This window comes from Paenibacillus sp. UMB7766-LJ446 (assembly GCF_030226665.1).
Lineage (GTDB): Bacteria > Bacillota > Bacilli > Paenibacillales > Paenibacillaceae > Paenibacillus > Paenibacillus vandeheii.
On sequence record NZ_JASOYM010000002.1, the window covers coordinates 268838 to 287480 of the forward strand.

An 18643-nucleotide genomic window follows, 5' to 3' on the forward strand; every position below is an offset into this window, starting at 1 on the left:
ATCGTACTGGTTTTTCTGTTAGAGAAAAATCAGCCTGCTGCCTGCGATCGAGCTTTTGTTCTATATGAGTCATACGAGGAGGCCATGGAATGAAGACCGTCGCAATCATTGGTACGTTTGATACGAAGGGTGATGAATACCTTTACATTAAGAGCATTGCAGAGGAACTTGGGTTGGGAACCTTGATGATCCATACAGGTGTATTCCAGCCGTCCTTTGTTCCGGATGTGTCTAATCGGGAAGTCGCCCACGCCGCAGGCATGGTCATAGAGGAACTTGCGGCAAAGAAGGATCGGGCTTTGGCTACAGAGGTTTTGTCCATAGGATTAAAAAAGCTGGTACCTCAGTTATACAAGCAGGGTAAATTTGACGGAATCATTTCCTTTGGTGGCACTGGCGGAACCTCACTGGTCACACCAGCCATGAGAGCTCTGCCAATTGGTGTTCCGAAGGTGATGGTATCGACCGTTGCATCTGGCAACACAGCTCCATACGTAGGCACGAGTGATATTGTCATGATTCCATCCGTGGTGGATGTAGCAGGATTGAATTCGATTTCTACGAAAATATTTACAAATGCGTTATTTGCGATGGCGGGTATGCTCAAGTTTGAGCATACGCACAAACCGGATAAGAAACCGCTGGTTGCAGCCACGATGTTCGGAGTGACAACACCATGTGTTACAGCGGCAAGAAAATATTTGGAGGAGCGGGGCTACGAGGTGCTCGTGTTCCACGCCACGGGCATCGGAGGGCAGTCGATGGAGGCGTTGATTGAAGCGGGATTCATTGAAGGGGTATTGGACTTGACGACGACGGAGTGGGCGGATGAAATCATCGGCGGTGTTTTGAATGCGGGGCCGAATCGCTTGGAGGCTGCAGGACGCAATCGCATTCCGCAGGTGATCTCGGTGGGCGCCTTGGACATGTGCAATTTTGGGCCGACAGATACTGTGCCGGAGAAATTCAAGGATCATAAGTTTTATCAGCATAATCCGACGGTAACCCTGATGAGAACCACGGTGGAAGAGAATGAACAGATTGGCAGGAAGCTTGCGGAGAAGCTGAATATGGCAAAAGAAAGCACCGTGCTCATGCTGCCGCTTAAAGGTATTTCCGCAATCGATGTGGAGGGGCAGCCTTTCTACGGACCGGAGGAAGACCGAATGTTGTTTGATACCCTGCGCCAGCACGTCGACCGCTCGATTGTTGAAGTGATTGAAATGGATTGCACCATCAACGATCCGGCCTTTGCAGAGGCTGCAGCACAAAAGCTGATCACTCTCATGCATGCAATTCCTAATGAATCCAATAAGGAGGATATACGAAATGAATAAGTTGAACAGATCAGAAATTATGGACAAATTCAGGAAAGAAGTAAAGCAGGGTAAAATTCTACTGGGTGTCGGGGCAGGTACAGGCATAACAGCCAAGAGCAGTGAAGCGGGCGGAGCAGATATGCTAATCGTATACAATTCCGGTCGGTACAGAATGGCGGGTCGCGGCTCGTTGGCGGGTTTGCTCTCCTATGGTGATGCCAATCAAATAGTTGTTGAGATGGGAGCCGAGGTACTGCCCGTCGTCAAGCATACGCCTGTTCTGGCAGGGGTATGTGGCACCGACCCTTTTCGTATAATGGAGGTATATTTGAAGCAGCTGAAGGAGCAAGGCTTCAGCGGTGTTCAGAACTTCCCAACCGTTGGTTTAATTGACGGGGTGTTCAGACAAAACCTGGAGGAAACCGGTATGGGGTACGATCTGGAGGTAGAAATGATCCGTATCGCCCATGAATTGGATCTGTTGACCACTCCGTATGTTTTTGATTCTGCTCAGGCAAAGGCCATGGCGGAGGCAGGGGCTGACATTTTGGTTGCGCATATGGGCTTGACGACCAAGGGCTCCATTGGTGCAAAAACAGCGCTGACACTGGACGACTGTGTAGAACGAATCGAGGCAATTATTGAAGCCGGTCGGGCTGTGAACCCGGATATCATGATTATTTGCCACGGTGGACCCATTGCAGAGCCGGAGGATGCGGCTTATGTCATTGAGAGAACGAAGGGTATCGATGGATTCTTTGGCGCGTCCAGCATCGAACGCTTTGCGGCGGAGAAGGGCATTACACAGCAGACAGAGTCCTTCAAGTCGATTCGGAAATAGCTTCTCTCTGGTAGCAACCTGAATAATTAAAGTTTGTTTAAAATAATAAAAAGGCAGCCGAACAGAAATGTTGCGGCTGCCTTTTTTTGCGTACCCAAGTATTTGAGCTAAATAAACAAATAAAGTGAGCTTAACAGCAAAGAACCATATTTGTATTATTGATATTTATGAGACTCCTGATCGTCTATTCGCTTGCATGACGTTCCAACAATTGTCTCAGGTTGTCGTCAATGAATTGATTATCGACGCTGTTGATTCCGCGACCAGCAAAGTGTCCCCAGATCGAATGAATTGGACTAAATATCGCATTAGGCATTCGCTCTGCTTCGTATAGGTTATCATCGGGTGTGCAGAAGAGGTCAGTGCTCCCTGGCATGATGCAAGCTAAAGCTTTAATACTCCTTAGAGCTCCTTCAAAATCTCCGTTATACGTGGGGTTAGCGCTAATATCTGCAGACTGGCCTGTACTAAACATCGCCAAGACGTTGTGCGGATCCATCTGCATGAAGGCATCTTCCCAGAAACCAGTCACGAAATCGGCTACGGAGTCAAATCCAAACTCCCGATAGAGCTCTTCTCTATAAAAGGCCTGCGAAAATCCCCATCCCGCATAGGCACGCCCAACGGCGCGCAAATCAGCAGAAGTCAAATCATTCAGTTTGCTTGCATCGAAGTGGGCGATAGCCAGAAGCGGAGCGCTTACCCCATTCAGGACGACAAACGTCTGCGGCCAAGTCTTGGCAACGCCGGCAATGGGTGCAATTCGTTCTACCATGTCTGGATAACTTGCCCCCCATTGGAATGCCTGAATACCTCCCATGGACCATCCAACGACAAGGGCAATCTTCTGAATGCCAAATTTTTCGATGACCAGCCGATGTTGAAATTGAACGTTGTCATAGATGCTGACCCGAGGAAATTGAGCTCGGTCGAATGGAGGCGGCGTGTTGCTGGGAGACGAAGATAATCCGTTGCCCAGTAGATTCGGAACGATAATAAAGTATTTTTGCGGATCTAGTGCCATGCCATTGCCAATTAGCCATTCATTCTGAACATGCTGGTCCCCAAAAGCTGTAGGATAGAGGATGACATTATCTTTCTTCTCATTCAATTCTCCATACGTTTTATAAGCGAGGAATGCATTGGGTAATGTTACCCCAGATTGTAAAACTACATCACCCAAATTAAAAATTTCATAATCCATCCTGTCTCTCTCCCTTCAAAATGAAACCACATATACGAAATGTAATTTCTTGTTGTCAGTATAAACTCGTGGTATCCTCAGTAAAAGTGAATAGAATTCAATGTAGTCTTCAATAAAATTGAAAGTAAAAGGAGATCGCAAAATGGAATTGCGCCAACTCAACACATTTTGCACAGTTGCAACCACGTTAAATTTTACACGGGCCGCGGAAGTGCTGAATTATGTTCCTTCGAACGTTACGATGCAAATCAAAGCATTGGAAGAAGAACTGGGTGTTCGTCTCTTTGATCGTCTCGGTAAACAACTCGTGCTTACAACCGCGGGTAAACGATTTTTAACTCATGCCCAAGCTGTACTTAACCGATTGGACGAAGCCCGCAGCATGGTTCATGACGAAGAAAATCTAAGCGGGACCCTGACAATCAGTGCCAACGAGGTTCTCTGCGCCTATCGGCTTCCGGTTGTCTTTCATTTGTTTCGTTCCCGATTTCCGGGAGTACGACTCATTTTTCGCTCCGTTCCCAATCAGCAACTTAAGGAAACACTCTTTGAGGGCACTGCGGATGTCGTTTTTATGTTGGATGAATCCATTCGTTCAAGTGGATTGACCGTCGAACCGTTGTTAGAAGAAACGTTTCGCTTTTATGTTGCTCCAGACCATCCACTTACGAAACGCAGTTCATTACAGTTGAAAGATTTTCATGACGAAGTATTCCTGACGAATGAAAAGGGCTGTACCTACCGAACGATGTTTGACCGGGGATTTGAGAAAGAGGGCATTGATAGCATTACGTATTTGGAGTTTCAAAATGCCGAGGCTATAAAACAATGTGCCATTACGGGAATCGGCATAGCCTTTCTTCCTGAAATGACAGTCAAAGCCGAAGTTGAACGGGGCGAACTTGTGGTACTTCCTTGGGAGATCCCGGACTTGCATGTGTATACTCAGATGCTGTGGCACAAAGACAAATGGATGTCACCCATCATCTCGTCGTTTATAGAGGCTGCTAGAGAAGTGATTGCCGATAACTGAAGGGGCACATTTCTCCTAAGTATCACACATATCTCCTAAGTTCATGGTTCAAGCCATAGACTGTAATGGATTGTAGACTCGTCCGATATTTTGAGGGAGAACACTGTCCGACTATAAGTCGCTAATATAGCGACTTTTTTGCTTTAAGGGGGGCAAGTTTTGTCCAAATTTCGAAGAGCCCAACGGATGTACTCCACCATAAATTTAATGCTTACTTAATAAAGTCCTTATAGATGCTTAATTTCAATTCCGTTAAGGGCAATCTATACTTTATACATAGGCAAAGCAATAACACATATATGGATGGAGTGATTATATGAAAAAGTTTTTATCCACAGGAATTTCATTGATGGTGGCTACAGTAGTCATGGCAGGGTGCGGGATGCAAGATACACCAGCAGAGTCAAACAAACAAGCTTCGACTGCAACGGAAATGCCGCAATCCAAAACAACAGAGATGCCCGTAATGAAAACGGGAATGTTAAGCGGAGACGGAAAAGAAATCTCCGAAGGCAAGGTGGAGATCAAAGATGGAAAGATAATGCTCAGTGACTTTAAAACGTCAAAAGGGCCGGATCTGCACATCTACCTGACAAAAGGGAAAGATGTAACAATGGGCAAAAGCTTGGGCAAAATCGACCTGAAGCAAACAGAGCAAAGTTTTGATCTTACAGGAGTAGACCCGGCTGAGTATGATACAGTTTTGATTTATTGTGACAAGGCTCATGTAATCTTTGGAAGTGCTTCGTTAAGTTGACCTGTACAGGGCAGTCTCTCTTTTATCCGAATTCGGGTCGAAAGAGACTGCCTCCTTATCGTCAGAGAGAAGGTGCTTCATGCGATGGTTTCACAGAATCATGGGTTGGATTTTTAGTGGGACTCGCGTCTTTATGGGCTGGTTATGGATCAGTTCCGGGTATTACAAATTAAGCGGGGGATTCGGAGTTGAAAGTCTGGTACCGGTTGTTGCAGCAAATACGGACTCGCCAGATTGGTATAAAGTTTTTTTTCAGAATATCGTGCATCCATTGTCCCCCGTCTTTGACATACTCATTCCAGTTGGAGAGATTATGATAGGGGCAGGGCTTATCATTGGATTGTTAACCTTGCCAGCTCTGCTGTTTTCCGTATTTGTCCATGTTAATTATATCTTAGCGGATATGGTCTTTACTTATCCCGTAGAGATTATGATATCGGCTATCCTGCTCTCCAGACTGGGGTGGACTACAGATTGTAGTCTTGAACGTTTGTTATACCCGCAATGGAGGCGCAAGTTCGGATGGAAACAAGCATCTGCTAAACCTGAGCAAAGGGATGTGACTATTCATTGACATCAGTGCTGATTGTAGATGATGAACTGCCGATCGTTGAGATCTGTCAGTTATATCTGCTGAATGAAGGCTACACCGTTTTCACGGCTACGAATGGAGAAGAAGCTGAAAAAATTGTGAAGAGTAATGCGATTGATTTCATGGTTGTAGATATTATGATGCCTAAAAAAAATGGGTATGAGTACGTGGAGCAGTTACAGGCAGAAGGGTATGATATTCCGTTTCTCTACTTGACGGCTCTCAATCAGGAGAAGGACACCTTGTATGGACTTGCTCTGGGCGCGGACGATTATATGACCAAGCCGTTTAGTCCAAGAGAGCTATTGTTTCGCATTCGCAATATTTTGAAACGGGCGAATAAATTCAAGCTTCATGAACCAGCAGTACTTCAAGAACAAGGCTTGCGCCTGAATAAGGACGAACGTGCTGCGTATATGAATGAACAGATGCTTGACCTCACCAACAAAGAGTTCGATTTGCTCTGGACCCTTGTGGAAGAAAAGCATCGGGTACTCTCCAAGTCTGAGCTGTTAAAAAAAGTATGGGGTTATGATTATTATGAGGACTCCAGTACTGTGAATGTGCATGTTCATCATTTGCGTGAAAAGCTGGCTACGCTTGATCGGGACAAAACGGTAGTCATCAAAACGGTATGGGGAATTGGATATCAGTTCAAAAGTAGCGAAGGATGAAGGTGAGAACGGAATGAAATTGCGCACAAGTCTGATTCTTTCATATCTGGTTAGCTTGCTGCTGGTGACCGTTGTGCTGTTTGTTGCTTACAAGCATATGTTTTTGGATTACGAACGTTTACAGATGGCTATGCTGATCACCGTCGCATCCAGTATCCTTTCTTTGGTTATTAATGCTTTTTTTATTTTTCCGATGGCCAAGGGAATTTCACGTCTGAGTGAACAAAGTCATGCGATTGCTCAAGGCAACTATGACTTTCCGGTTTCATCCAGCAAAACAAAAGAATTGCAGGAATTGAGCGAATCACTTCACCATATGTCCCAGGATATAAAAAGTAAAATTGAAGCTTTGCAGCTTGAGGAAAATCGCCGGAGTGAACTGATTGCCAATCTATCTCATGACATCAAAACACCGCTTGCTTCCATTCGGTCTTATTCAGAAGCTTTAATCGATGGAATTGTTCAGGATCCTGACAAAATGAAAACATATTTATTGGGGATTGGGGAGCAGACAGAGCGTGTTGTCTCATTTGCCAATGAATTATTTGCGATAACCGCCATTGACCAAAGAGCTATTGCTTTTAAAGTAGAGCAGCTGTGGATAGATCATCTTCTGGTAGATGTGTTGCAGTCTTTTGAGCCTCAGATTACTTTGGAGAACCGGATGATTGATATTAACTTGAATGCGGAGAATCTTTGGCTATATTCAGATAAAACGTGCATGGAACGTATTTTGTGCAATTTACTGAGCAATGCGTTGAAATTCTCGCAGCCAGGAACAAGGATACAAATTAATGTAATCTCTCAAGGGGATCGTATTCGTTTTGAAATTCAAGACGAGGGAATCGGGATCTCAGAAGATAAGTTACAGCGAATATTTGAGAGATTCTACCGTGTGGAAGAATCTCGCAATCCCAATTATGGAGGCTCTGGGATCGGACTTTCCATAGCGATGGAGCTCACGGAAATGCTCGGAGGGCAGATTCAAGTCACATCTCAATATGGAGTAGGGAGTCAGTTTACACTCATTTTCCCTAAGAAAATATAGACTGGGGGTAGGCGTAATTTGTTTACAGAAAATGTATACCTTTGGAGTGTATTGACTGCGGGGATTCTCTCCTTCTTCTCTCCCTGTATTCTCCCGATGCTTCCCGTTTATTTTTCCTTTCTTGGGAGCTCGGAGGCTGGACGTTTGTCAGAGCCATCGGATTCAGCAAGTTTCCGTCCAAATCTCAGGTTGATTCGACACACCCTGCTATTTATTTTAGGTTTATCGGTCGTTTTCTTGCTTCTTGGTTTTGGAGCAGGAGCACTTGGCAGTGTGATTAACAGTTCCTGGTTTATGATCGCCTGCGGTGCAATTGTAATCGGGTTTGGCATTCAACAGACCGGATTCATTCAATTGGCTTTTATGGAAAAGGAGAAACGTTTGCAGCTAGGATCGGGAAAACAAAGGGGTGCCTGGGGAGCATTTCTGCTGGGCTTAACATTCAGTTTTGGCTGGACTCCATGCATTGGTCCCGTACTAGCTGCTATCCTGGGTCTGTCTGCCAGCGGTGGATCAGCAGCCTATGGTGTCTGGATGATGTTCATTTACACAGTTGGAATGGCCATTCCATTTCTGGTTCTGGCAGTGTTCTCAGATATGCTACTGCGTCATTTGCGAAAATTGTATCGGTATACGCCAGTAATCAAAGTCGTATCTGGCGTTATCCTCATCGTGATGGGGGGTTTGCTGATGACCAATAATCTGGCCATCATTACAGCTGCTTTTAATTTTTAGTTGTAGATTCTCAAGCGAATATAAGGAGAGGATTTTTGTGCATCCCAAACCAACTACAGCTAAAGTCAAAATAACAGGATTGCTGGTGTCCTTCCTGGGGGCAGTTCTGTTGCTATCTGCTTGCACTGCTTCTTCGTCAGCTGCACGTAATGCTGGTGACGATCGTTCTTTATCGGCGAAGGAGAGTGATGCTGCATCTGCCGCTCCAGATTTTAACTTAAAGAACCTGGAAGGCGAGGCGGTTCAACTTCATGATTTCAAGGGGGAAAAGGTCTACATTAAATATTGGGCATCCTGGTGCTCCATCTGCTTGGCTGGACTGGATGAATTGAATCAGCTGGCAGGTGAAGACCCGGATTTTAAAGTGATTAGTATTGTATCTCCTGACTTCAAGGGCGAGAAATCTGCTGAAGATTTTTCCAAATGGTATAAGAGCTTGGATGAGAAGAATCTCACTGTCTTGCTTGATCCTGATGGTACTTATGCACAGCAGTTTGGTGTGAGAGCATATCCGACGTCTCTCTATATTGATACGAAGGGTAAGCTTGCCAAAACGGTTTTGGGTCATAACAGTAATGATTTGATTCGGGAAACGGTTGCCCAGATTCAATAATGCCTGTTCAGCTTCGTTCTGCATAACAAAGACGATCTTCAAAGGAGGAAAATCATGATGTCCGTTCGCTTCCGCACTGCTATCAAATCATCACTCTCCCGCAGATCAGGATTCTGGCTCATCACCAGCCTGCTGCTTTTGCTTCCTGCTTTGGCAGGTTGTTCTCCAATAGGGTCGGGATTGGTCACTGCAAGCTCCGGTCATACCCGAGCAGTGGATGTACCCAACCCGAATGAAAGCCTGGATTTTACAGGGGCAGACCTGCATAAGATTTATTTGGCAGGGGGGTGTTTCTGGGGTGTTGAAGCATATATGAGCCGTATCTATGGCGTGAAAGATGTGGTATCCGGCTACGCAAATGGTAGTGGAGAGCAGCCTTCCTACGAGGATGTTTTGAAGGGGGATCGCGGTTTCGCTGAAACAGTCGAAGTCACTTATGACAAGAATCGCGTCTCTTTGGAGGAACTGCTGCAATCTTTTTTTAAGGTAATTGATCCGACATCACTGAACCGTCAAGGGAATGATCAGGGTGTCCAATACCGCACAGGAATGTACTACGTAGAGGAGGCAGAAAAGGGGATCATCCAGCGTGTACTGGGTAAGGAACAGGACCGCTACAATTCGCCAATCGTTACCGAAGTACTGCCACTGCAAAATTTCTATGAAGCTGAGGAGTACCATCAGGATTATCTGGAGAAAAATCCTCAAGGATACTGTCACATTGACATGGGGGTGCTTCAGGAGCAGTCTGGTTCGACAAGTGACTCTGCCGACAACACAAATGCTATTGGGGAATTCAGTATTGATCCTGCGGATTATCCAAAACACAGTCAAGCTGAGCTGAAGCAGATTTTGACGGATGCCCAGTACAAAGTTGCCGTAGAGGAGGACACAGAGCGGGCGTATTCGAATGAGTACTGGGATACGTATGATCCGGGAATCTATGTGGATGTGAGCACCGGAGAGCCTCTTTTTGCCAGTGAGGATAAATATGATTCCGGTTGTGGCTGGCCAAGCTTTACCCGTCCAATCTTAGCAGAGGTTGTGACCTATCGAGAAGATACTTCCTATCATATGATCCGGACAGAAGTCCGGAGCCGCTCAGGGGATATTCACCTTGGTCATGTTTTTGATGATGGGCCCGCAGATCAAGGAGGCAAGCGTTACTGCATTAACAGCGCTTCGATTCACCTCATTCCTTTGGCGGAGATGCAAGCAAAAGGCTACGGGAATCTAATTTCAGTGGCCAAGTAACATTGACTAGGAGAATAGGAAACATATCAATTTAAATTCTCAAAAAAAGGGAGCGTTTCTAAATGAGTAAAGAGATTTTAGGACTGAATCAGCAGCTTGATCGTATGAAGCAGGAATTTGTCGCGAACAGTCCCGCGGAAGTGCATATGGAAATGTTTCGAATGATTCGTGAAATTCAGCAGGAAGGAATCGCAACGGGCTTGCCGGCAGGTGCCAAAGCCAAAGACTTCTTATTGCCGGATTCCTTGGGGGAACAGATTTCATTATATGAAGAGCTGGCTAAAGGACCTGTCGTTCTTACTTTTTATAGGGGTGGATGGTGCCCATACTGTAATCTGCAGCTGAGAAGCTATGAAATGATCCTACCCGAAATTAAAGCGTTGGGTGGTCAGTTGATTGCTGTTAGTCCGCAAACTCCTGATAACTCACTGAGCCAAGTAGAGAAAGAGCAGCTTACCTTTCGAGTGCTCAGTGATAACGCCGGTTTAGCAGCAGCAAGCTACGATCTTCTTTTTGACGTTCCAGACTATATCCAGAAGCTGTATCAAAACTTTGGCATAAACCTTGCAGAGTACAACGCTGCTGCCAATTGGAAGTTACCAGTGCCTGCCACCTTCATGATTGACGAGCATGCAATCATTCGATCAGCCTATGTTAATTCTGACTTCATGAAGCGGATGGAGCCCAACGAAATTCTCGCCGAATTGGCCAAACTCTGATTTCTTGAATAGGAAATCCTGAGCAGATGGCGTACTGCAATTATATACGCACGGTTAAACAAAGCTATCGCATAAGCGATAGCTTGTTTTTTTGGAATACAGAGATAATCCAGCAATAGGAGCTTTATTACGATGTAGGATTATAAAGTCAACATATCCTTATCTATGCTGGTCAGATCTTTCCCAGAAATGCTATTTTTCAGCAACGATCGCAAACATAGGTCTGTGTCGATTCAGAATTTGTTCACCTGTATGATACATTTCCGCATCGAATCCTTGATGAATTTGGATTTGGGCAAAACCGATTGAACGGAGCATTTCACTGTCCCATTCAGGTCTTCTTACATAGCTCAATGGCAACGTAAGTGCCAGTTGGTCTCCTTCTTTGACATCCTTCTCTGGGCGGTACGGCACGTACCCTTTTGCGGCAGCCTCCTCCTTGTCTTTTTGAAAAAGCTCTGCCTCCTTTGGATCCGTTAAAAATAAATTCCAATTCGCATCAAAAATAATAACCTGGCCTCCGTCATTAAGCATTCCATGCCAATTTTGATATGCAGCTACAGGATTGTACAGGAACCAGGTCACATTTCGTGAAATGATGATATCATATTTTTCTTCTGTCTTATATTCCATAATATCTGTCTCAATAACCTCGATACTGCAATTATATTTATGGGCGTTTTGATTAGCTCTAGCCACCATTTCCGGGGAAGAATCAATAGCAGTAACCTGATGCCCCATCTGGCTGAGCAGAACCGCGAAGAAACCAGGCCCCGTACCTACATCGAGCACTTTTAAATTACTTTTCCCGGACAAAAAATGACTCAGGATTTCCTTCCATTGATCATATCGGTTGGACGTAAATTCGGTATCCACAATTTCATCATAGACAGCTGCTCCTTTGTCCCAATAATCCCGATATTGTTGTACAAGTTTATGCTCACTCACTAACATCGTCTCCTTGTTATATAAAAAATTCCTTGCTAAACGTAATGATTACGATTAATAATATACAAAGATTGTTCAACTAGCAAGTATTCATGAGAAGAACAGCTATGCAATCATAAACAGCTTAGAAGAGGAATAGGAGGAGTAGGGATGTTTGGAAGATCTGGATTTGGAGTCATTGCTGTTGTCTTATTGTTGTTCATTATGGGGTGTTCACAACATGTGAGCTCACCCTCTGCAGCAGAGGAGGACAAGAACATTGTGGTCGCAGTCACGCAGGATACTGAAGCAGACAAGCTTGATGCGTCGACTTACAATGGTTCCAGACATACGCATGCGGCTATATATGATGCCCTTGTAGACTATAAAGGAAAAGGTGAATTTACGCCCAGCCTGGCGGAATCCTGGGAGATATCCGATGATGGCAGGACTTACATTTTACATCTGCAAAATCAGGTCCTGTTCTCGGATGGCAGTCCACTGAATTCAGCAGCCGTGAAGTTTTCTTTGGAAAGAGCGGTAAGCATGGAAGAGAATGCTTCGCTTGAAATATCCCGTTTACTGCAAAAAGTCGAAGCACCTGATGATCAGACGGTCGTACTTTCCTTTAAGGAGACAGCAACGCAAGTGTTGTACGAGCTTAGTCAGGCAAGACCATTTCGAATTATGAGTCCGAACTCGGTAACCCCTGAGGGAGATGTGAATGGTACTTTTCAAAAAGCGATTGGAACGGGTGCCTGGAAAATAGGAGAGTATCAACAGGGGATTCAGACAGTTCTAATCCCGAATGAACATTATTGGTTAGAACAACCATCCGACTATTCACTTGTTTTCAAAGTCATTACAGATCCTCAGGCAAGGGTATTGGCATTGCAATCCGGAGAGGTGGATCTTGCGGGCGGGGAACTTGGTAATATCCCCATGGAAAGTCTCCCGGTATTTCAGAACAACGACAACTACGTAATCGAAACCGGAAGCAGTACAATGTCCTACTTTATGGTTATCAACCAACACAATACTACTCTAGCTGATAAGAATATCCGCCAAGCTATCAATTATGGCAATGATACGAGCAAGTATGCGGGTGGTAGCGGGGACCCTGTCGGAGGATTGTTCCAGGAAAAGGTTGCATTTATATCCGACAGTAATCAGCCTTCTTATCCGTATAATCCCGAAAAAGCCAAACAGCTGATTGAAGCGTCGGGCTACCAATGGAATAACAACAAGCAGCTCTATGAAAAAGATGGACAAGTTCTACAGCTTCGTCTGGTCATCCAAACGGAAGAATATCCTGAATGGAAAGAGATGGCTGAAATTTTTCAAGACAACATGAAGCAGATCGGCATTCAAATCCATATTGTGAATCAGGAACGGGCAGCTTACTACGATACCCTGTGGAGCACGAAAGAATATGATCTGCTTATGTATCGGACATATACAGATGCTCAATTACCTTATCGATTCCTGTCCTCCTTATTCTATGATTCGCCATCCTCACCGGGAGTTGCGTATCAGGACAAGCCTTTATCCGATTTGCTGGATCAAATCGCGGCTACGGTTTCCACTGAGCAGCAGCAAAAGCTGTTCAATCAGGTGTTCCTCCGCATGCATGAGGAAGCCATGTCTGTTCCGATATACTACGCGAAGCAAACCTTTGTTCATTCAAACCAAGTGGTTGATTTTAGATTCAATGCTATTGAGGACGATCCGTTGAAGTGGCATTACCTGAAGAAAGAAGCGAAGTAATGCTCCGCTCCATGATTCGTCGTCTGTTCATGTTGATAGTCACGTTTGTTTTATTTTCCTTGTTTGTTTTTACATTAATGCGTTTGGCGCCGGGTGATCCGGCGTCGATGCTGCTGCTGGAAATCGGAGCCGTACCGGAGCAATCCATCGTAGCTGATTTACAGAAGCAATGGGGACTGGATCAATCGTTCATTCAGCAATATTTAGCATGGGCCCATCATGTATTCCAAGGAGAGCTCGGACATTCCTTTTCATCCGGAGAGCCTGTATTAAGTGAAATGATGGAGCGTTTAGGCTCAACGTCGAAACTCATTGCAAGCTCTTTCTTATTAACCCTCTTCGTATCCATACCGATTGGAATCTGGATGGGATTAAATGAAGGCACAATGGCAGATCGAGTGGTTTATTCAATGACCATTTTGGGGTTGTCGATCCCTTTATATTGGCTTGCTATTCTTCTAATGTATGCCTTTGGCGTGATATGGCCCGTCCTGCCTGTTGTAGGCAGCTCGACCACACGGCATTATATTTTGCCGGTAACTGCCATGACGCTGGTGCAAAGTGTTTACTTTATTCGGATGGTTCGATCCTATACGATTCAGTACAGCAAGTTCTCGTATATTGAGGCTGCAAAAGTCAGGGGATTGCGGCCGAGCATCTTTTATCCATCTTACTTACTGCGTTCCATGTTCATCCCGATTCTGACATTGATCACAACGAGTCTACCCGGCTTTTTTGGAGCTTCGATTATCACCGAGACGATTTTCAGTTTTCCGGGATTCAGCAAATACATGCTTGAAGCTATTTTTCGCCGTGATTTTCCAGTCATTCAAGGGAGCGCACTCTTCGTGGCAGCATTTATTTTTGTTTTTAATTTTATGACCGACCTGTTGTACTTCCTTGCTGACCCGCGTGTTCATCTTGACAAACAGAGGTGGGAAGGTTGATCAGTATCATCCGAGCGAATAAACTGCCAACGGCAGCGTTGTTATATATCATCCTACTTATTATTACAGGGCTTGCGGCCCCGTGGATTTCACCTTATGATCCATTCCATACCAACCATCAACAGAAGCTTCTTCCTCCCAGCGTTGCTCATCCATTTGGAACGGATTATTTGGGAAGAGACCTGTTAAGCCGGGTCATACACGGGATTAGTGAATCGGTATTTCCCGTTTTTATTGTACTTAGTGTTGTGATGCTGATTGGTCTTCTGGTGGGGACATGGAGTGCCTTTTTGGGGAACAAGCTGGACATGTTCATGATGAGCCTAACCGACATTTTCACAGCATTACCGAGTATGCTGCTTACCATTGTGGTCGTTGGCTTCCTTGGCTTTGGCATGGAAAATGTATATTTTGCGGTGATTCTCTCCTGGTGGGCCAAGTATGTACGAATTATTAGAGGACTAATTCATGATGTGAAAAAGGAACCTTATATTACCGCCAGCAGGGTAAGCGGGGCATTTGGAATTAGAATAATAACCAAACATATGATTCCGAATATTACACCTCAGATTGGAACGATGCTCATTCTGGACGTAAGTAAGGTCATCCTGACTTTATCCGGTTTATCCTTTTTGGGCATTGGTGCTCAGCCTCCTTCTCCCGAATGGGGCGTCATGCTATTGGACGGAAAAAATTATTTGCAGGTCGCCCCGTGGATGGGCTTCTTTCCAGGCTTTATGATATTTCTGACTGCCGCCTCGTTCCAAATTATAGGCGAGCGACTGAGGAGGGAACGCTAAATGACGACCTTGCTCGAAGTCAAAAATCTAAATATCAGAAATACGGAAGGTCAATCGCTTGTGCATAATAGCAGCTTTTCTCTGGAGTCAGGGAAAACATATGGCTTGATTGGGGAAAGCGGCAGCGGTAAAACGCTGACAAGTAAGGCGATCTTGGATATGCTGCCTGCTCATCTGCACATGTCAGGTGACATCGTGTTACAGGGTGAACATCTACAGCAATTATCCAGGAAGCGCTGGCGCAGCATCAGAGGGAGCCAGATCGGCGCCATCTTCCAGCATCCGGAACAGGCCTTGCATCCGTCGATTCCGATTGGCCAACAATTCGTTGATCTGATGCGCAGTCACTTGCCTGTTTCGAGATATGAGGCTGAGAAGCAGGCCAAAAAAATGTTGTCCCAAGTTCTCTTAAAGGACACGTCCCGTGTGATGAGCAGTTATGCTCATGAGCTAAGCGGTGGAATGAATCAACGTGTCATGATTGCGATGGCGCTTCTGTTAAAGCCGAAAATTCTGATAGCCGACGAGCCAACGAGTGCACTGGATGTCAGTACACAGGCTGAGATCATATTCCTTCTGAAAGAGCTCATTCTGGACACGGACATGAGCATGTTGTTTATTACCCACGACTTACTTATATCCAGCTATCTTGCGGACACGATTGGTGTTATGCGTGAGGGGAGAATAATAGAGCAGGGCAGTAAGGACAACATTTTAAGCGCACCAGAACATGAATATACCCAACAATTGTGCAGGCATTGCTCTCAAAGATTTCTTGGCAAAGGAGAGATAGCTTATGCTTGAAATTCAGCGGCTGTATAAGGAAATAAACGGAAGACCTATTCTGGAAGATATTCATTTTGGAATAGATGATGGAGAAGCACTGGCCATTGTAGGGGAGAGTGGCAGTGGTAAATCCACGCTTGCCCAGCTTATCATGGCCTTAAAACAACCAACCTCCGGCCATATTTTCTTTGACGGGCGGCCCTTGCCCAGCAAAGGAATATCATCGTTTAAGGATTGGTATCGCGATATCCAGATTGTTTTTCAGAACACGGGCTCTACATTAAATCCCGCCATGAGCTTGTTTCAGTGCCTGGAAGAACCTTTAATTAATTTCACCCGTTACAACAGAGCCGAGCGCAAGCATAGAGTCCTTGAATATTGGGGAAAAGTGGGCCTGAATGAGAAGCTTCTTCGAAATCGCCCCGGAAAACTGAGCGGAGGTCAGTATCAAAGAGCTTGTCTCGCCAAAGCTTTGTTAACGCGTCCCAAACTGTTAATCTGTGACGAAATGGTCTCCAACCTCGACGTTGTATTACAACAGCAGATGATTGAACTGCTCATGTCCATTCAAAAGGAACAGGGATTGTCACTTCTGTTTATTACGCATGACCTTACGCTGTTACCGGGTCTATGTTCAAAAATTATGGTTTTGAAAGAGGGAAAACAGGTTGAGCTTTTCAGTACTACTGCCCTCTATGACGAAGCAGAGAGGGACCCCTATACCATTACGTTACTGGACTCCAGTAAGATGTTTGAAGCAGCATGGAAACCATTTTTGTAGGTTGTAACGAAATGCATAAGGAATAACAACATGTAAAGACCTTGCATCCGCATAAACAACGGTGAGCTAAGGTCTTTTACAGATTATATGCTCTTCATTCTGATAAAGCATTCAGGAATAACTAGCAGTAATGCAATAGATCCATATATGCCTATCGTGTAGCTGGTAGCATAAATCATTCCGAATCCCTGATGAAGGAGGGAAGTGATGAGATGAATCAACATGTTCGTGAAGCAGAAGGCATAACTTCGGACCATCCAGTTCCGGTGCTGAATCATACGTTTTTGTTTAATCTGAATGAGAGCCGTAATAGTAATGAATAACCAGATGATATTAAGGACATTGAAGCCCATACTGCTTATTTTCCCGCCAGTGGCGTAAGGAGCCATATAACCGGAAGTCAGTACAACAAGCACTACGGACACAATATATACATAACCGTTTATACGGTGGAACCTGCGGCTCTTTTCAAAGATCCGATTAGAGAAATTCACCAGTCCGGACGCCATGGCCAAACATGCAAATGCAACATGAACGTACATGACATTCAACCAAATTGGAAGATGAAGCTCACGCTTCAAACCCGTCTTGTGGCTTAAAAAGCTTGAGGCTTCTGGGTCTATCCAATAGTTTTTCACCAACGCATATACAATAACTAAACTACTGACACAGACCAGCCAGCCATATAATGTTCCTCGTTTCTTCATATCTGCTGCAATCCCCCCGAAACTCCTTTTTGTTCATATAGATAACCAGGCTAGTTTATTCGTCTTCCTGATAATTTGGAAGCAGGGAGAAGACCTGCTTTAGCGATCCCGTTCATCTGATCTCCGTCCACAGTAACTTCGAATTTCAGATTCAGACGCATGGGTTTGGTAATCGGCAGGGACCAGGTTAACTTGTTGTCGTGGCATACGGGATTTAAAAATCGGATTGTTTCATCACCTTGTATTGCTGTCCCCTGGATCACATCGAAACTTGTCGTTATGTAGAGCTTAACTTCCAGCTTACCGACAGGTGTAACGATTGTAGTATCCCAATTCCCGTCGAAGACGGATGTCTCTGTATTCTCGTTCTGTAATATGACAGAGGTTACGGCCGTTTGATTCGTTACATTACTCTGTTCGTTATTCGTTAACGACTTGTGAGTGCTGGGTGCAGTGCCTGTCTCTTTCCAAACGGTTCCTCTTCGTTCATATTCGAACAACTGCTCTATCTTGTGTGCGATACGCGGTCCCAGTTCACGTTCGACCAAATACAGCGCTACATCAAGTCCCGAGGTCACACCGCCCCCGGTAACCAGGTTACCATCATCCACTACGCGAGCCGGAATTGGAATCGCTCCGGTCGCACCAAGTAAATCCATCCCCAAGCGATGTGTTACCGCATGTCTGCCTTCCATGAGACCTCCCATGGCTAATAACAAGGAACCGCCGCAGACCGTGGCAACAACGATGTCCTTATGGTCGAGAGCTTCCCTGATCATAGGGGTCAATTCCGTATTCATGGACCTGCCGAGAATAGCCGGGATTGAATCTGGACCATCTCCTTCAACATCACCGGACGCGCCAGGCACCACGATAATGCCCTCATGTTTCGGATCAAGCCTGCCGCTTGCTTCCATTTTTAATCCATTGGTACCACTGGTCACTGATCTCGGCCCTTCAGCTGTAACGAGCTCTACTTCTAACACATGATCAGCATACATGGCAGCGGCGTGAAAAACTTCATAAGGTGCAATGGCATCCATTAGGTCGAAGCCATCGAATAACACGATTTGAACAGTTAACATCAATAATTCCCCCTCACTTTAAGTTCCTCGGGAAGAATCATAACAAACGAATAT

General features: G+C 45.1%; 20 protein-coding genes. 16 read left to right on the plus strand and 4 right to left on the minus strand.

Annotated elements, in window-relative coordinates; translation table 11 throughout:
- Nucleotides 1-89: 89 nt before the first annotated feature.
- Nucleotides 90-1337 carry a Tm-1-like ATP-binding domain-containing protein gene (locus QP794_RS06220; RefSeq protein ID WP_285075408.1) on the plus strand — a complete coding sequence of 416 codons (1248 nt, stop codon included), beginning with the start codon at nt 90-92 and terminating at the stop codon, nt 1335-1337.
- Nucleotides 1330-2160 (plus strand): phosphoenolpyruvate hydrolase family protein, encoded by an 831-nt coding sequence (locus QP794_RS06225; RefSeq protein ID WP_285075409.1) that lies wholly within the window; start codon nt 1330-1332, stop codon nt 2158-2160. The genes QP794_RS06220 and QP794_RS06225 overlap by 8 nt, the downstream gene beginning before the upstream one ends.
- Nucleotides 2161-2344: 184 nt before the next feature.
- Here QP794_RS06225 and QP794_RS06230 read toward each other — a convergent pair whose 3' ends face one another.
- On the minus strand, nt 2345-3364 hold the full coding sequence (locus QP794_RS06230) for an alpha/beta fold hydrolase (protein ID WP_285075410.1): 1020 nt from the start codon (nt 3362-3364) through the stop codon (nt 2345-2347).
- 142 nt (nt 3365-3506) lie between these two features.
- Between QP794_RS06230 and QP794_RS06235 the strand changes: the two genes are divergently transcribed.
- From QP794_RS06235 to QP794_RS06275, 9 genes are all read left to right on the plus strand, one after another.
- Nucleotides 3507-4397 carry a LysR family transcriptional regulator gene (locus QP794_RS06235; RefSeq protein ID WP_285075411.1) on the plus strand — a complete coding sequence of 297 codons (891 nt, stop codon included), beginning with the start codon at nt 3507-3509 and terminating at the stop codon, nt 4395-4397.
- A gap of 316 nt (nt 4398-4713) precedes the next feature.
- The gene (locus tag QP794_RS06240; protein ID WP_285075412.1) at nt 4714-5154 is read left to right on the plus strand and encodes a DM13 domain-containing protein; all 441 of its coding nucleotides are present in this window, start codon (nt 4714-4716) and stop codon (nt 5152-5154) included.
- A 100-nt stretch (nt 5155-5254) separates the two neighbouring features.
- Nucleotides 5255-5728: a DoxX family membrane protein gene (locus tag QP794_RS06245; protein ID WP_285075413.1), complete on the plus strand. Its 474-nt coding sequence runs from the start codon at nt 5255-5257 to the stop codon at nt 5726-5728.
- Nucleotides 5729-5733: 5 nt separating this feature from the next.
- On the plus strand, nt 5734-6420 hold the full coding sequence (locus QP794_RS06250; RefSeq protein ID WP_350338850.1) for a response regulator transcription factor: 687 nt from the start codon (nt 5734-5736) through the stop codon (nt 6418-6420).
- Nucleotides 6389-7468, plus strand: coding sequence for a sensor histidine kinase (locus QP794_RS06255; protein ID WP_285075415.1), 1080 nt, complete (start codon nt 6389-6391; stop codon nt 7466-7468). Before QP794_RS06250 ends, QP794_RS06255 begins: the two co-directional genes overlap by 32 nt.
- Before the next feature lie 51 nt (nt 7469-7519).
- Nucleotides 7520-8203 (plus strand): cytochrome c biogenesis CcdA family protein, encoded by a 684-nt coding sequence (locus tag QP794_RS06260; protein ID WP_285075771.1) that lies wholly within the window; start codon nt 7520-7522, stop codon nt 8201-8203.
- Nucleotides 8204-8240: 37 nt separating this feature from the next.
- The gene (locus tag QP794_RS06265) at nt 8241-8816 is read left to right on the plus strand and encodes a TlpA family protein disulfide reductase (RefSeq protein ID WP_285075416.1); all 576 of its coding nucleotides are present in this window, start codon (nt 8241-8243) and stop codon (nt 8814-8816) included.
- Nucleotides 8817-8870: 54 nt separating this feature from the next.
- A complete protein-coding gene (gene msrB / locus QP794_RS06270) occupies nt 8871-10070 on the plus strand; it encodes a peptide-methionine (R)-S-oxide reductase MsrB (protein WP_285075417.1) in 1200 nt (399 codons plus the stop codon).
- 62 nt (nt 10071-10132) lie between these two features.
- Nucleotides 10133-10789 (plus strand): peroxiredoxin-like family protein, encoded by a 657-nt coding sequence (locus QP794_RS06275; RefSeq protein ID WP_285075418.1) that lies wholly within the window; start codon nt 10133-10135, stop codon nt 10787-10789.
- Between the two features lie 192 nt (nt 10790-10981).
- On the opposite strand, the gene QP794_RS06280 is transcribed toward QP794_RS06275, so the two are convergent.
- On the minus strand, nt 10982-11737 hold the full coding sequence (locus tag QP794_RS06280; protein ID WP_285075419.1) for a class I SAM-dependent methyltransferase: 756 nt from the start codon (nt 11735-11737) through the stop codon (nt 10982-10984).
- A 150-nt stretch (nt 11738-11887) separates the two neighbouring features.
- Between QP794_RS06280 and QP794_RS06285 the strand changes: the two genes are divergently transcribed.
- From QP794_RS06285 to QP794_RS06305, 5 genes are read left to right on the plus strand one after another with little or no spacing between them, the layout of a single operon-like run.
- Nucleotides 11888-13483, plus strand: coding sequence for an ABC transporter substrate-binding protein (locus QP794_RS06285; protein ID WP_285075420.1), 1596 nt, complete (start codon nt 11888-11890; stop codon nt 13481-13483).
- Complete coding sequence (locus QP794_RS06290; RefSeq protein WP_285075421.1) at nt 13453-14430, plus strand: ABC transporter permease; 978 nt, start codon at nt 13453-13455, stop codon at nt 14428-14430. The genes QP794_RS06285 and QP794_RS06290 overlap by 31 nt, the downstream gene beginning before the upstream one ends.
- Nucleotides 14427-15230 carry an ABC transporter permease gene (locus QP794_RS06295; protein ID WP_285075422.1) on the plus strand — a complete coding sequence of 268 codons (804 nt, stop codon included), beginning with the start codon at nt 14427-14429 and terminating at the stop codon, nt 15228-15230. The genes QP794_RS06290 and QP794_RS06295 overlap by 4 nt, the downstream gene beginning before the upstream one ends.
- Nucleotides 15231-16034 carry an ABC transporter ATP-binding protein gene (locus QP794_RS06300; protein WP_285075423.1) on the plus strand — a complete coding sequence of 268 codons (804 nt, stop codon included), beginning with the start codon at nt 15231-15233 and terminating at the stop codon, nt 16032-16034.
- Nucleotides 16027-16797 carry an ABC transporter ATP-binding protein gene (locus tag QP794_RS06305; protein WP_285075424.1) on the plus strand — a complete coding sequence of 257 codons (771 nt, stop codon included), beginning with the start codon at nt 16027-16029 and terminating at the stop codon, nt 16795-16797. The genes QP794_RS06300 and QP794_RS06305 overlap by 8 nt, the downstream gene beginning before the upstream one ends.
- Nucleotides 16798-16880: 83 nt before the next feature.
- Here the strand turns inward: QP794_RS06305 and QP794_RS06310 are convergent, their stop codons facing one another.
- The gene (locus QP794_RS06310) at nt 16881-17504 is read right to left on the minus strand and encodes a DUF2306 domain-containing protein (protein ID WP_285075425.1); all 624 of its coding nucleotides are present in this window, start codon (nt 17502-17504) and stop codon (nt 16881-16883) included.
- A 50-nt stretch (nt 17505-17554) separates the two neighbouring features.
- Entirely contained in the window at nt 17555-18589 is a 1035-nt protein-coding gene (locus tag QP794_RS06315) for a DJ-1/PfpI family protein (RefSeq protein WP_285075426.1), read from the minus strand.
- Nucleotides 18590-18643 lie beyond the last annotated feature (54 nt).

Coding starts and splice junctions, on each gene's coding strand:
- QP794_RS06220 (WP_285075408.1), top strand. CDS start 90: ATGAAGACCGTCGCAATCATTGGTACGTTTGATACGAAGGGTGATGAA.
- QP794_RS06225 (WP_285075409.1), top strand. CDS start 1,330: ATGAATAAGTTGAACAGATCAGAAATTATGGACAAATTCAGGAAAGAA.
- QP794_RS06230 (WP_285075410.1), bottom strand. CDS start 3,364: ATGGATTATGAAATTTTTAATTTGGGTGATGTAGTTTTACAATCTGGG.
- QP794_RS06235 (WP_285075411.1), top strand. CDS start 3,507: ATGGAATTGCGCCAACTCAACACATTTTGCACAGTTGCAACCACGTTA.
- QP794_RS06240 (WP_285075412.1), top strand. CDS start 4,714: ATGAAAAAGTTTTTATCCACAGGAATTTCATTGATGGTGGCTACAGTA.
- QP794_RS06245 (WP_285075413.1), top strand. CDS start 5,255: ATGGGTTGGATTTTTAGTGGGACTCGCGTCTTTATGGGCTGGTTATGG.
- msrB (WP_285075417.1), top strand. CDS start 8,871: ATGATGTCCGTTCGCTTCCGCACTGCTATCAAATCATCACTCTCCCGC.
- QP794_RS06275 (WP_285075418.1), top strand. CDS start 10,133: ATGAGTAAAGAGATTTTAGGACTGAATCAGCAGCTTGATCGTATGAAG.
- QP794_RS06285 (WP_285075420.1), top strand. CDS start 11,888: ATGTTTGGAAGATCTGGATTTGGAGTCATTGCTGTTGTCTTATTGTTG.
- QP794_RS06300 (WP_285075423.1), top strand. CDS start 15,231: ATGACGACCTTGCTCGAAGTCAAAAATCTAAATATCAGAAATACGGAA.
- QP794_RS06305 (WP_285075424.1), top strand. CDS start 16,027: ATGCTTGAAATTCAGCGGCTGTATAAGGAAATAAACGGAAGACCTATT.
- QP794_RS06310 (WP_285075425.1), bottom strand. CDS start 17,504: ATGAAGAAACGAGGAACATTATATGGCTGGCTGGTCTGTGTCAGTAGT.
- QP794_RS06315 (WP_285075426.1), bottom strand. CDS start 18,589: ATGTTAACTGTTCAAATCGTGTTATTCGATGGCTTCGACCTAATGGAT.